The organism is Brevibacillus brevis (genome assembly GCF_022026395.1).
GTDB lineage: Bacteria > Bacillota > Bacilli > Brevibacillales > Brevibacillaceae > Brevibacillus.
In genome coordinates this window covers 2459631-2472696 of sequence record NZ_CP041767.1, presented here as the reverse complement: position 1 = coordinate 2472696, position 13066 = coordinate 2459631, and the positions used below count along the sequence as shown (strand labels likewise).

Below are 13066 nucleotides of genomic sequence, written 5' to 3'. Positions count from 1 at the left end.
AGTGTACCGATTTCCCCCTCAACTGTAAAGCCGAATTATAAAAAGTTCTCATTTATTTAACGTTCGCCTTTTGCTTCATCCACCCCAACATAGCGACTCCATAGGCATTATCACCGGAGTAAACGGGGTCACAGAAGTACAGCTTCGCCTTAACGGCAGGGTGTTCAAGTCGTTTGATCAGTCGCTCACGTATGTAATAATTAGCAGCTACTCCGCCGACAATCAAGATGTCCTTCGGGTAGCCTTGCTCTACTGCATGGCGCAATGACTTCTCTAGCGTATTGGCAATACATTGTTCTGTCGCTCGCGCAATCTCAGCAGGACTTGTACTCCCCTTCTCCACTTCCCGCAAAAGCGATGCTTCTGGACCAGAGAAACTAAAGGAAAGACCGTCAACTGCCGAAGAAATCCGAAACGCTCCTGTTGCTCCCTTTGCTAACTGCTCCAACGCGGGACCTGCAGGAAAGGACAGACCGAGTGCCACACCAATCCGATCGACCAGTTGACCTGCGTGCAGATCAATCGTCCCACCGATTTTCTCAATGGCATAACCGGCTGCATGACGCTCACACAGCAGCAACTCACTTGTACCTCCAGACAAATGTACAGCCAAAAATCGGTCTTCTGTCGGGCGTACCTCAGCGGAGTATTCCCCTGCCGCGATATGTCCCTCTTGATGAGTCGTCAAGTGCAGAGGAACGCGCAAGTAAGTCGCCAACGATTTTGCCAAGCCCTCTCCTACCTTAAAAACAGGCATATATGATCCGTCTTGTGGACGCGGCTTCTCGCTCACACAAATCGCTGCGATCTCGTAGTCCTTCCACTTCATCTCTTCACTTAATTCCGGCAGGTTCATCACATGCTGAAAGACGGCTTCGGATTGTTGCAGTCCGCGCTTGCCCTCCTTTACTTTCAGAAGGCGTTTTGCTTCTGCGACAATTCGGCCGTCTTCCTCAGCCAAGCACAGTGATGTCCGGTAATTGCTCGTGTCGATTCCCAACATTACCTTACTCATGCTTGTATCTCCTACCTATTACGCCTGCTTGGTTTCACGTGATTGCAAGAAGCTCGACAACACACCGTTTATGTACCGGTGGGACTGCTCGTCGCTAAAGAGCTTCGCGATCTCAATCGCTTCGTTCATCACGACTTTGTCTGGTGTGTCTTGCTCAAACATGATCTCGTAAAAAGCCAGACGAAGAATAGCGCGATCTACATTGGCGATGCGTTCCAATTGCCATCCACGCAGATACTTCTTGATTTCTGAATCAATCTCGGTCAAGTTTTTCAATACACCATCGAGGAGATAACGCAAATACTGTGCATTTTCCTCGGATTCTTCCATGACGAGGGCAACCGCATCAGTTAACGGAACCTCCGCCATATCGATTTGGAAAAGACATTGGACTACTTTTTCTCGTGCTGTTCTTCGTTTCATACCATTCATTCACCTACTAATTAAAATGAGCTCGGACTTTCTTTATGTCACCGAAACTTGCCTGGCAAAATCTTGTCGAGTATTTCGCGCAAGTCTTCTTTATGATCGAGCTTGCGTCCAATATAATAACCCGTCCCGACAAACACAACAAAAACCAGTGTATCCCAAAATCCCACGAGAAGGTAGATGATGCCTAAAAAAAGTCCGGCAAAAACCCCCATTAGCTTCCCCTTGTGTTCCCACATTAACTCCCGCATCATTTACTTCACCTTCTATTCCACACGTTTACGAGCCGCGTAGTTTTCCTGCTGAGCTACTTCCGTCACGACAATGGCCACCTCAGAAATGACAACACCAGCAATCCCCTCGACTTGCTCCTTCACGTCCGCCTGTAGCTTCTGTGTCAGTTCGGGCAATGGCGTTTCTCCATCTACCGAAACACGCAGGGTGATAATATTGCCGCTCTCGAGTGCTTTTACTGTCGTTTTCATATCGCGCACGCCTTTCACTCGGCGAGCTGCACGCTCCGCAATGGTCTGGATCGTCTGAATCGTAATGTTGACCTCACCCAAATCACTGCGCTGACGGATTCCCCGTTCTACTTTAGGCTTGTTAGAGCGGAAAGAACTGAAAAAGAAGCGAAGGCTGACTACGAGGAAAATGATCGCGACAATGAGATAGGTGATGTTCGTACCCGCCAGCATCTGATCCACATATGGACGGAAAAAATCTTGCGGGATCAACCCGCTGGTAGCTGCTATCGCGATGCAGGACAAAACAATGAGCGCAAAGCTGTAAATCGTCAAGATAAAGCGGTCAAACAAGTTCACAAGCACCTCTCCTTTCAGCCATGTTTGAAAAAGGAGACAAACACGGCACGCTCCGGAAAACTCCATGAATTTACGCTCAAAACCTAAACAAAATCAATGTTTTCAAATGAGGAAAATGCCCCCTGTTCGTAGGGGGCATCCATCCGCTGCTTGTTAGCGCACGCGCTGGTGTTCTTCAACCGGTACTGGTGCCGGTACTTTTTCTTCTGCTTTCAACTCAACATCAACGATATGTACGTTTACTTCCACTACAGAAAGACCTGTCATGCTCTCAATCGCATTGCGTACACTATCTTGAATATTTCGAGCGACTTCCGGGATGCGATGTCCGTATTTGACAATAATCGAAACATCCACCGCCGCTTCGCGGGAGCCAACCTCTACACGCACACCACGTGCTATATTTTTACGGCCTAAACGTTCAGCTATTTCTCCTACGAAACCGCCGCTCATTTGTGCCACACCTTCTACTTCGGACGCAGCCATGCCGGCGATCACTTCCAACACTTCGGGAGCGATCTGGACCTTACCAAGTTCTGTTCTATCTAAGTCTGGAGTAAACTCTTCCATGCTTCGCACCTCCCTCTAATTTGTAATTCATTATACCAAGCACACCGTATTTTTACAAATCAGCCCTACTTACTCTTCATCCAGTTTCAAGTCGTAGGTTTCCAAGAATTTCGTATCGAAATGCCCGCTGACAAATACCTCATGATCCAATACCTTCAAATGGAACGGAATCGTTGTCGTAATACCCTCTACGACGAATTCGTCCAAAGCACGCTTCATACGGTCAATCGCTTCGTTACGATCCTTGCCCCACACAATCAGCTTGGCGATCATAGAGTCGTAGTATGGCGGAATGGAATATCCCGCATACGCTGCACTGTCTACGCGCACACCAAAGCCGCCTGGCGCCAAATATTCCGTGATACGACCTGGCGAAGGCATGAAGTTTTTCGCAGGATTCTCAGCATTAATACGGCATTCAATAGCCCAACCATCCATTTTGATATCCTCTTGCGTAAAGGACAATGGTTGGCCTGCCGCTACAGTCAGCTGCTCTTTGATCAGGTCAAAGCCAGTCACCAGCTCGGTTACCGGATGTTCTACCTGAATACGTGTATTCATTTCCATGAAGTAGAACTTTCCGTGTTTGTCCAGCAAAAACTCGACAGTGCCCGCACCGTGATAGGAAACAGCTTTTGCCGCCGCAACAGCAGCTTCACCCATTTGACGGCGCAGCTCTTCGCTCAGTGCTGGCGATGGCGCTTCCTCGATCAGCTTTTGGTGACGACGTTGGATAGAGCAGTCGCGCTCACCCAGGTATACGGCATTGCCATGCTTGTCTGCCATGATTTGAATTTCCACATGGCGTGGGCCTTCCACGAACTTCTCCAAGTAGACACCTGGATTGCCAAAAGCCGTTTTTGCTTCATTTTGCGCCTGACGGATGGCTTTTTCCAAATCCTCGTCGTCTACAGCTACGCGCATTCCACGTCCGCCGCCACCCGCTGTCGCTTTGACCATGACAGGATAGCCAATCTCATTTGCGGTGACGACAGCGCCAGCCACATCTTCGATCAGCCCTTCCGTACCTGGTACAGTAGGCACACCTGCCGTTTTCATCGTATCCTTCGCTGTGGACTTGTCCCCCATCTTCACAATTGCTTCTGGGTCTGGACCGATAAAGGTAATGTTGCATGCGGCACAAATCTCGGCAAAATCGGCGTTTTCTGCCAGGAAGCCATAACCAGGATGGATGGCGTCTGCCCCTACCTTGGTCGCTACACTCATGATGTTTGCTATATTCAAATAGCTTTCCTTGGATGCCTTGGGACCAATACAGTAGGCTTCGTCGGCCAGCTTCACATGAAGCGCTTCACGATCCGCTTCGGAGTAGACGGCGACCGTACGAATGCCCAGCTCGCGGCATGCCCGGATAATACGCACGGCAATCTCCCCACGATTGGCAATCAATACTTTTTGAAACATTCCGCTCTCCCCCACCTTATTCTGGCTTCACCAAAAACAATGCTTGGCCATACTCAACCAATTGGCCGTCTTCTACGAGCACTTTCACGATTTCTCCGCTTACTTCTGCTTCGATTTCGTTAAAGAGTTTCATTGCTTCCACGATGCAAACGACTTTGCTCGCAGTCACTTTGTCACCAGCTTGTACGTAAGGCGGCTTGCCTGGTTCTGGTGCGCTATAGAAAGTCCCTACCATTGGAGATACAATCTTGTGGAGATTTGCGTCATCCGATGCTTGTACAGCTGCTGCTTTCGGAGCTTCTGCTGCGGCTGGTGCTGCTGCGACAACTGGCTGAGCCGGGATATGTGCTACTGGTGCTGCAACAGGAGCTTGAACCGCTGGTTGCGTGACGACAATCGTTTCCGTACCATTGGATTTTTTCAGAGACACCTTGGCACCTTCTGTTTCCAAGTTAAATTCTTGAATGGATGATTGATCAATTAACTTAATAATTTCACGGATCTCATGCATTTTCATTACGAACAAGCACTCCTTCTTTTCTTTCAATAGAGGTTCGTGGAGTCCATTATGTATCCTTTTGGCAAACCATAAATCCATGGTAGCCTGTTGCCTAAACCACGTCAAGAAAGGATTTCCCCGCTTCTTTTCCAACAGAAGCGAGAAAATCCTTACCATCATGCCCGTTTCTCCTGTCCCTTATAACGAGAAAGTACCGTAGCTTGATTAGGAAGACTTGTATTGTACGTTAATGTTTGTCGCCGGAATATTCAAGTGCTGCTTCACGTTTGCAATGATTTCCACAACCTCGGTTGCGCTCAATTTATCTTTTTGTACAATGACTGTCGCCTTTTCATTTTGGACAGTAACGACCGCATCCTGATAACCACTCGCCTTGAGCATTTCTTCTGCAGTCATGGTAGCACTTTCCATATTGGATAGTTCTTCAAACTTGGCCATCGCTTCAGCTACTGCCTGCGGAGAGGAATCCGTGCTGTTTACGATCGCTAGCTGTTCGTCTTTTTGTTGCGCCAGCATGGCTTCGCGTTTCATCTTGTAGCCTTGGAAAATTTCACTTGCCGTTTCTGCTACCGGGACGACTGTGTTCGATGCTGCTGGTTTTGCATCTGGCGAAGCAGGCGTTTTCGCTTCCTTCGTGCCAGTTTTTTCGTCTACCGGAGTTGTCTTTGGAGCTTGATCGACAGGCGTTGCTTGTGGGGCGTGATCTACTTGCTTGGATTCAACAACCACTCCGGAAATTTGCTCTTGCTTCTGAACGGCTTGCTCTTGTCCTGATGTTGGGACCTGTTCTTGCGGTCCCTTTACCAAGTAATATCCAGAGAGCACAACCATGACAGCAAGCATTGTCAACAACCAAACCGTTTGCTTTCGCAGAATCATTCGCCATTACCTCCTACCCTTTTTTGGGCAAAATGGATATTTTATAAGCGGGAACATCCAAAACCTTTTGAACGGCTTCAGTGATCCACGCTTTAACCTGGATGTTATCGGCCCCTTTTGCAACTACTAGGACCCCGCGGACTTTCGGCTTCAGCGTCTTCACAATAACGGGGGCATCTTGCTTGCCGCCTTGCACAATGACAACCTGCTCATCTCGTGACTGGTCATTTTGATTGCGGGTTGCCTTTTCTTTGTCCATTTCCTGATTGGTTGAAGAACGAATGTTGCGGTTTTTTTCCACAACCAGCTCTGGTGTTGATTCCAGATTGACCATGACCTCTACTTCACCGACGCCGACAACAGAAGCTAGGATATCGCGAAGCTGTGTCTCGTAAATGTTTTCATATTCGGCAATGACATCGGTTGTCGGTGATCCCCCCAACACCTGGGAAGTTGTATCGCCTCCAGAAGGACCTGGCGCCTCACTCCCTATATCTCCAAATCCGAGTGGCTGGTCTTTTTCCACTCTGAGGAAATCCGTCAGAATCATGATGGCTACGCCAATTCCCAATATGACGATGAAATAATGCAGCGGCTTTAGTTTTTGGTTTTTCCCCTTGCTTCCTACTACGATTTTCTTTTCTTCCTGCATCGTCTCACCTTGCTGCTTCATAAACAGACTTTTCAGCTTTTCCCACAATTGGTTCATTGTTTTCACCTCGCTTCCTGACTGTATCCGCTACTGTTTCTCTCTTTCTCTCGATTCGTCTTTGATGACGACCTGACTTCTCGAGAGCCCCCACTCTTTGGCGACGTCGTTTGTGATTTGCGCATAAAGTGGGTTGTCATGATGAGCTGTTGCTGCAATATCTGGTTTGGGATCCGGTTGTATTTCAATGGGGTTGCCAATCGTAATCTCAACAGGTTGGACAGGTTTAATCGGCTCAATCGTGCTCTGCCCTTTTTGCTCTTCCTTGTTTGCGTCACCGACTACCAGCTCGATTCGCTCAAGGGTTGGCTGTTCTGGATTTTGCTGATTGACGGTAATCGTGACATCTTCGACAGTTACGCCGTACTGCTCTTTGACACTCGCTTTTACTGAGGACGCTACCTGTGACTGGACGTAAGCGGTCATCTGTTGGTTTTGTTGACCGAGCAGCTTGTCAGTGATGCGTTTCCACTCTGCCGAAGCAGGCTTGTTCAGCTCTTGCTGGTATCGATCCAGACGAAAGGCCAAATCTTCCTGCGAGAGGCTGAACAGACTGAACACAGGAGAAATGATTGTCAGCAAGAGAATCAAGCCCATCACCATTTTTACGTAGCGTTGCAGTGTCGTATTGGGCAAGATCAGATCGAGGAAGGCAGCCAAAAGGACGAGCAGGATAATTTTTTTCAACCACAGGGTTAACCACGTCATCTCATCACCTACCGAACCATCATGGAGATGTTGCCCGCCGCAATAATGATCGTAATCGCCAGAAAGAACATCAGGCCGACCGTTGCCAAAGCAGCGAAGACGAACAAAAGACTTTTCCCAATCGTACCTAACGCACTGATGATTGGGCTGTTTCCAAGCGGTTGGAGTACGGCAGATGACAGATTGTAGATCAGAGCCAGTACCAGTATCTTCAAAGCCGGAAACGCGCATAGCATGATCAGGATCAAAACTCCCGCCAAGCCCACGGCATTTTTGACCAGTAGCGAGGCATTGAGTACAGTATCTGCCGCATCGGAGAACACACGACCTACTATCGGGATGAAATTGCCCGTGATGTATTTCGCTGTTCGGAGCGTGACCCCGTCCGCAACAGCTGAAGTGGCTCCTTGTATGGAAATGATGGCGAGAAAGATCGTCAGAAACGAGCCAAGGACACCCATTGCAATATTGCGCAGCAAGGTCGCTAACTGCGTGACTTTGTACCTCTCTGAAAACAGGCTGACGATAGAGAGCATCGCCGAGAGAAACAGAAGCGGGAATACGACATAAGAGATCATCATGCCGCTGGTGTTGATCATGAAGATAATCAACGGGTGAAACATTGTGGCGGATGCCAGATTGCCTACCGAAGCGAGCAGAGCGATGACGAGCGGGATCATGGCCAGCATGAAATCAGACATGTTCGCGATTGCGTCTTTTGCATAGGTAATGGCGACATGAAAGCTGTTGATCGCAAGTACCATCAAGACGAGATACGTAATCGAGTACGCCACTGTCGATACCGCATTGCGTTCAAAGGCGTTCTGCATCGTTTCGAGAATCATCGCGAAGACTGTAATGATAATGATGGAGCTGAGCAGCTTGCCATTCATCAAAATCTCATGAAAGATGAACTTGCCCATTCCTTGCAGGACTCCTGAAATACTAAAGTCACCTTGCTGCATGAGGATTTGGATAAAGCCTTCCGATTTCAAATCAGGCAAGTACCCTTTATAGTCGCGCTGCAACTGTTTCCAATACTGTTCGACTCGGTCTAGCTGCAAGTGATCGACCTGTTGTTGCACGATTTGATTGATCGGACCGGCTCCGGGTGCCACAGCGGGTGTCGTTGTAGCTGACACCGCTACTGGAAACAAGGCAAATAGCAGGAACCAGAACAGGATCAGCTTGCAAGTATGTGCCATGGACATCCCACCTCCCTTATGCCGGTAACAAGTCGATCACTGTTTCGATAATGATTTGGATGATCGGTACAGCCATAACCAGTATGAGAACTTTTCCAGCGAGCTCGATTTTCGAAGCAATCGCACCTTGTCCAGCATCTCGGGTCATCTGCGCACCGAATTCAGCAATGTAGGCAATTCCGATGATTTTTAGAATCGTTTCCAGAAACACAAGGTTCAAATCTGCTTGAACCGCCAATCTTTCCAAAATCCGAATGACCTCTGCTATTTTTCCGACGAGAAAGTAAAAGATGATGACTCCGCTCGCGATCGCCAGCAAAAAGGCGAACATCGGCTTCTGCTCCTTAATGACTAGCGCGAGAATCGTAGCCACCAGTCCTAGTCCGACAATTTGTACAATCTCCATCTGGAGCCCCTCCTCAGTTGAACAGGAAGACGCGTTTTACTTCGGAGAACAAATCGCCGATGTAATGGGACACCATGTAAAGGACAATGATGAATCCAACCAGAGTTGCCCAATGCGCAATATCTTCCTTGCCCGCCTGCTTCAGGACCGTATGCAGGATGGCTGTAATGAACCCTACTGCTCCTATCTGGAAAACAGGTGTCAAATCAAAATCCACTGTGAACACCTCGCCTTTAGAACATCAGGATGACGACCAAGAGTCCACCTAAAAAGCCCAAACTCTTGTACATTTTTTCGTACTTTTCCTGTTCTGCACGAGCCTCCTCTTCCAACCCTCGCAGGTGGGTGACAGCCAGGCGCAAATGCTTTTGCTGGTCTTCCCGATCGGATGATCCGAGTACCTGACCTAGACTCTCAAGCACCTCTCGTTCTTGTCTGCGCAAGGCGGTTTGGGTCCAGAGTCTGTTCATGGCTTGTTGCAACGCTTCCTCAGCCGAATGCGCCTTTTCTGTCTGCAGGAATTCAGCTGCCAGAAGAAATACTTTCCCCACCTCTTCGGAAACGCGATGACCGACCTTCACAAACGCTCGCTGTAATGGAGTCATCCCGAACACGATTTCCGTTTCGAGCATTTGCAGAGCAACGAGTAGAGCCCGAAGCTGAACGGGACGATTCGCGTAATACTTACCGATCTGCCAACCAACCATCGACGCCGAGAACAGGATGAGTACGGCTCCCATCAGCTTGACCATGCAACCTTCTCCCTTTCAACCAGGTTCATGCTTTGATCGTAGATGGCCTGGATCGTTCCGACACCTTTTGCCCGGCTGAGTACGATGTAGCGGGAAAAGGCTCCATATCGAATCAGCTTGCCCAGCATGGGACGTTCGGCCACTTCCTTTACGCTCGCTCCATGCGCCGAGCAAATGACGGCTACACCTGCATGAATCGCTTCCCAGACTGCGTCGCCATCCTCCGCTCTTCCCACCTCGTCCACAATCAGAACATCAGGAGACATGGAGCGAATCAGCATCATCATCCCTACTGCCTTTGGGCAAGCGTCCAGCACATCCGTTCGCGGACCGACGTCTCGTTGAGGAACTCCTTGCAAGCATCCCGCCAACTCGGAACGCTCGTCCACAATTCCTACCTTGCGACTTGAAGACCACTCACTCCCGTAGCTGATGGTTCGTGCGATATCACGCAACAAGGTTGTCTTCCCGCATTGGGGTGGGGAGATGAGCAGCGTGTTTTGCAATTTGCCATCCTCAAACAAATACGGCATGACCTTCTTGGCCGCGCCTTTTTTCTCGCGGGCAATCCGGATGTTGAAGCTGGTCACATCTCTGATTCCCTTCACTTCACCTTTGTCCAGCACCACTTTCCCCGCAATGCCAATGCGATGACCGCCAACCACCGTGATGTAACCCCTTTTCAACTCTTCTTCCAAGGCATAGAGAGAATGCTGGCTGACCTGGTTTAAGAGCTTTCCTGCCTCTTCTGCCGAAAACAGCCATCCTTGTGCGGGTATCGAGGTGATTTGTCCCGACGATGTCACATAGCTGGATTGCTGGCCAAACCGGACTTCCAGCGGCTGGTTTTGCCGAAGCCGAATCTCTTCCAGATTCTCTCTTACAGCGATAGGAAGGGCCGTCAAAATCGTGCGTAAAGTTGCTGGCAAAATCGCCAAGATCTCATTCATCAGGTACCCTCCTTTTGCAGCATTCTGCCTTTGTCCACTTTGACTTACCTCCATCCTATGCAGAGGTGGACGAGATTTATGCAAAAAAAATAGCTTGCTCTCGTGCTAGAACGCGAGTGCAAGCTTTTCCTATCGGAATCATCGATTATCCGTTTTCTTGTTATCCACCGGCTCTATTACATAGTGTCTGAAGCCTTCCTCATCTTTGCCCTCGTGCAGGTAGATTTCTTTTTGGCAGCTAGGGCATGCGAACTCATAAGTCGTATCGAGATGGGGATCTACTTGTCCTTCGTACAGTTGTGCGTCTTCATCATCATCCAAATCGTAGAAGGTCGCATACTCGTCGTCATCATCCTCACAATCGACAACGGTTTCGTAGAGGTCATCATCATCTTCAAATAGGTAGAGCTCAATGTCCTCCAAGTCTTCATCCAAGGCCTCCACATAATCCTCTGCCTCTTCCACTCGCGCGTGAAGCTCTCGCAGTTGGCCTTCCACCTCATTTAGAATCTCAATCATCTCTACCATAATTTTTCCTTCGGAGCTTTTCTCACCTACATCCAGCCCATCTGCCAACCCTTGCAAGTATGCGATTCGATTCGCCAATGATTCTGGCATCCACATTCCCTCCCATCCAATCTCTCCCACATATAATTCCCCATGGTGATGGCATTTACCAGTGGAAGGAAATGGTAGCTATTTGCGGACGCCAATCAAAATGCAGGAGATTCCCACCAGAATCCAAGCTATTTTGGCAAAGCTAACCCGGTCCGACATCCCTAATAATCCGATAGTCGTGGTGGTGATCAAGATAATTGGTCCGACAATCGCCAGACCTGAATTAATAAGCAGAGCTTTTTCGACCTGGTTCACTTTCAAAATGAGCAAAGCTGCAATGATCTCGATACTGCCTGAAAAGACCCGAAGTGCCGCCATACCCATAATTGCTTTTTCCAACATACCGTCTCGTCCTCCCCTCCGTTTCACTCTATGCCTGTACCACATCATTTCAGCACTTTTTGAATCATCTCTATAGGCTTTTGCCCTCACTCCTCCCCTTCACTGGGCATACACTGAACCATACGCCTAGAAGAAATGAGGAACTTGCCGATGGTAGAGTGTGATCAATCTTTTTTACCTGATAGCTGGGCAAACCCGTCCGGGCAAATACGAGAGAAGCCTCGTGTGAAGGGCTTAACCATGGTCATTGACAAAGGCCTTGGACTTACCGCTTATTCCGACTTGTTAGCGCTGGCTGCTCCCTATATCGATCTATACAAACTCGGTTTTGGCACCATCGCTCTGTACCCCCTCGAAATACTCAGCCAAAAATTGATGCTTGCAAAACAATATGGCGTACACATCATGCCAGGAGGAACTTTTTTTGAAATCGCCATTCGCCACAATACAATTGCAGATTATATGAAGCTGATTCGCTCACTCGGTTTTTCTGCGGTAGAAATATCCGATGGAACATTCCCTCTATCCTTTGCACAGCGTCAGGAAGCCATCAATTACGCCTTAGACAATGATCTGGTGGTCTATACAGAGGTCGGGAAAAAAACGGCCGAGTATCGCGCATGTCGAGAAGAATTGCTGGAGACCCTGAGCTTTGACCTGCACAATGGTGCCAGTCACGTTATTGTGGAAGCGAGAGAAAGCGGGACTGTCGGTGTGTGTGACGGAGATGGCAAGATTGACGATTCCTTCGTTTTGGACATTGTCACGGCGGCCAAAGAAAAGGCAACTCGCCTGATCTGGGAAGCACCACAAAAAGATCAACAGGTCAGCTTCATCAAGGCCATTGGCAGCGACGTGAATCTCGGAAACATTGCCTATACAGATGTATTCTCTTTGGAGACGCTACGGCGAGGATTGCGCGGCGATACAGCCCTAATCATGGACAGAGGGAGGTGTTATCCGTGCGAATAGAAGTGGTGCCGACCGTGGAAGAAATACGTTTTGAACAGATCAGCAATCATGTAGTCATCGTCATTGATGTGCTTCGTGCCTCCAGTACGATTGTCACCGCATTAGGTAATGGATTTCGCAGCGTCATCCCGGTCGAAACCATTGGGCAAGCGAACTCCCTCCGCACTAACGACTGTATTTTGGCCGGTGAACGTCACTGTAAAAAAATCCCCGAATTCGATTGCAACAACTCGCCAACTGAAATCGCAGCACTAGGGAAAACGGGAAGCCAGCTTATTCTCACCACGACGAACGGGACTCGCGCGATCCAAAAAGCAGAACGCGCCTCTGCTCTCTTGATTGGCTGCTTCTTGAATGCCACTGCATGCATGCGGCACGCTCTTTCATATCATCTCGATATTACGCTGTACTGTGCCGGTACCCGGTCGGAATTCGCTCTGGAAGACGGTCTAGCTGCCGGCTTGATGATTGCACAGGCGCAACAATCGTTGCCGAGCATCCAAATTTGTGATCTGGGTGAAGTGCTCAAAGCGAGCTATCTTTATTACGCTGGAAAACTGAGCGAGATGTTACCCCACACGACAACAGGAAAAAGGCTCATTCAGCACCATCTCGCAAGCGATATACGGTACTGCGCTCAAATAGATCAGTATCAAATCGTTCCCTATATCAAGGAGAAACGCATACTCCCACACCTTGTCTCATAATGTGAAAGGAGTACAGGGACAGGGGTTATGATGCC

Annotated in this window: 19 protein-coding genes; 2 read left to right on the top strand and 17 right to left on the bottom strand. The window is 48.9% G+C overall.

Going from position 1 to position 13066, the window contains the following annotated elements:
• Positions 1-52 precede the first annotated feature (52 nt).
• The 17 genes from FO446_RS12215 to FO446_RS12135 all read right to left on the bottom strand — a co-directional run bounded on the left by FO446_RS12215 (position 53) and on the right by FO446_RS12135 (position 11352).
• The gene (locus tag FO446_RS12215; RefSeq protein WP_173609604.1) at positions 53-1015 is read right to left on the bottom strand and encodes a tRNA (adenosine(37)-N6)-threonylcarbamoyltransferase complex transferase subunit TsaD; all 963 of its coding nucleotides are present in this window, start codon (positions 1013-1015) and stop codon (positions 53-55) included.
• An 18-nt stretch (positions 1016-1033) separates the two neighbouring features.
• Entirely contained in the window at positions 1034-1438 is a 405-nt protein-coding gene (gene nusB / locus FO446_RS12210) for a transcription antitermination factor NusB (RefSeq protein ID WP_088907127.1), read from the bottom strand.
• Between the two features lie 47 nt (positions 1439-1485).
• Positions 1486-1698, bottom strand: coding sequence for a DUF2273 domain-containing protein (locus tag FO446_RS12205; RefSeq protein ID WP_012686029.1), 213 nt, complete (start codon positions 1696-1698; stop codon positions 1486-1488).
• A gap of 12 nt (positions 1699-1710) precedes the next feature.
• Complete coding sequence (gene amaP / locus FO446_RS12200; RefSeq protein WP_173609605.1) at positions 1711-2268, bottom strand: alkaline shock response membrane anchor protein AmaP; 558 nt, start codon at positions 2266-2268, stop codon at positions 1711-1713.
• A gap of 153 nt (positions 2269-2421) precedes the next feature.
• Positions 2422-2838: an Asp23/Gls24 family envelope stress response protein gene (locus tag FO446_RS12195; RefSeq protein ID WP_012686027.1), complete on the bottom strand. Its 417-nt coding sequence runs from the start codon at positions 2836-2838 to the stop codon at positions 2422-2424.
• A 69-nt stretch (positions 2839-2907) separates the two neighbouring features.
• Positions 2908-4263 (bottom strand): acetyl-CoA carboxylase biotin carboxylase subunit, encoded by a 1356-nt coding sequence (gene accC / locus FO446_RS12190; protein WP_221867145.1) that lies wholly within the window; start codon positions 4261-4263, stop codon positions 2908-2910.
• Positions 4264-4279: 16 nt separating this feature from the next.
• On the bottom strand, positions 4280-4780 hold the full coding sequence (gene accB, locus FO446_RS12185; RefSeq protein WP_221867254.1) for an acetyl-CoA carboxylase biotin carboxyl carrier protein: 501 nt from the start codon (positions 4778-4780) through the stop codon (positions 4280-4282).
• Between the two features lie 207 nt (positions 4781-4987).
• Positions 4988-5662, bottom strand: coding sequence for a SpoIIIAH-like family protein (locus FO446_RS12180; protein ID WP_173609607.1), 675 nt, complete (start codon positions 5660-5662; stop codon positions 4988-4990).
• Between the two features lie 13 nt (positions 5663-5675).
• On the bottom strand, positions 5676-6371 hold the full coding sequence (gene spoIIIAG, locus FO446_RS12175; RefSeq protein ID WP_173609608.1) for a stage III sporulation protein AG: 696 nt from the start codon (positions 6369-6371) through the stop codon (positions 5676-5678).
• Between the two features lie 30 nt (positions 6372-6401).
• Complete coding sequence (spoIIIAF, locus tag FO446_RS12170) at positions 6402-7079, bottom strand: stage III sporulation protein AF (RefSeq protein ID WP_173609609.1); 678 nt, start codon at positions 7077-7079, stop codon at positions 6402-6404.
• A gap of 8 nt (positions 7080-7087) precedes the next feature.
• Complete coding sequence (spoIIIAE, locus tag FO446_RS12165) at positions 7088-8284, bottom strand: stage III sporulation protein AE (RefSeq protein ID WP_221867147.1); 1197 nt, start codon at positions 8282-8284, stop codon at positions 7088-7090.
• Positions 8285-8300: 16 nt separating this feature from the next.
• Entirely contained in the window at positions 8301-8690 is a 390-nt protein-coding gene (spoIIIAD, locus tag FO446_RS12160; RefSeq protein ID WP_005827266.1) for a stage III sporulation protein AD, read from the bottom strand.
• Positions 8691-8703: 13 nt separating this feature from the next.
• Positions 8704-8907 carry a stage III sporulation protein AC gene (spoIIIAC, locus tag FO446_RS12155; protein ID WP_007725726.1) on the bottom strand — a complete coding sequence of 68 codons (204 nt, stop codon included), beginning with the start codon at positions 8905-8907 and terminating at the stop codon, positions 8704-8706.
• Between the two features lie 16 nt (positions 8908-8923).
• Complete coding sequence (spoIIIAB, locus tag FO446_RS12150) at positions 8924-9442, bottom strand: stage III sporulation protein SpoIIIAB (protein WP_012686020.1); 519 nt, start codon at positions 9440-9442, stop codon at positions 8924-8926.
• A complete protein-coding gene (gene spoIIIAA / locus FO446_RS12145) occupies positions 9430-10392 on the bottom strand; it encodes a stage III sporulation protein AA (RefSeq protein WP_173609611.1) in 963 nt (320 codons plus the stop codon). Before spoIIIAA ends, spoIIIAB begins: the two co-directional genes overlap by 13 nt.
• A 138-nt stretch (positions 10393-10530) precedes the next feature.
• Positions 10531-11010: a CD1247 N-terminal domain-containing protein gene (locus FO446_RS12140; protein WP_221867151.1), complete on the bottom strand. Its 480-nt coding sequence runs from the start codon at positions 11008-11010 to the stop codon at positions 10531-10533.
• Between the two features lie 78 nt (positions 11011-11088).
• Positions 11089-11352, bottom strand: coding sequence for a YqhV family protein (locus FO446_RS12135; protein ID WP_007725730.1), 264 nt, complete (start codon positions 11350-11352; stop codon positions 11089-11091).
• A 150-nt stretch (positions 11353-11502) separates the two neighbouring features.
• Here FO446_RS12135 and FO446_RS12130 point away from each other — a divergent pair, with 150 nt between their 5' ends.
• On the top strand, positions 11503-12324 hold the full coding sequence (locus FO446_RS12130; RefSeq protein WP_221867154.1) for a phosphosulfolactate synthase: 822 nt from the start codon (positions 11503-11505) through the stop codon (positions 12322-12324).
• A complete protein-coding gene (locus FO446_RS12125) occupies positions 12315-13031 on the top strand; it encodes a 2-phosphosulfolactate phosphatase (RefSeq protein WP_237900742.1) in 717 nt (238 codons plus the stop codon). The genes FO446_RS12130 and FO446_RS12125 overlap by 10 nt, the downstream gene beginning before the upstream one ends.
• The last annotated feature ends 35 nt before the right edge of the window (positions 13032-13066 follow it).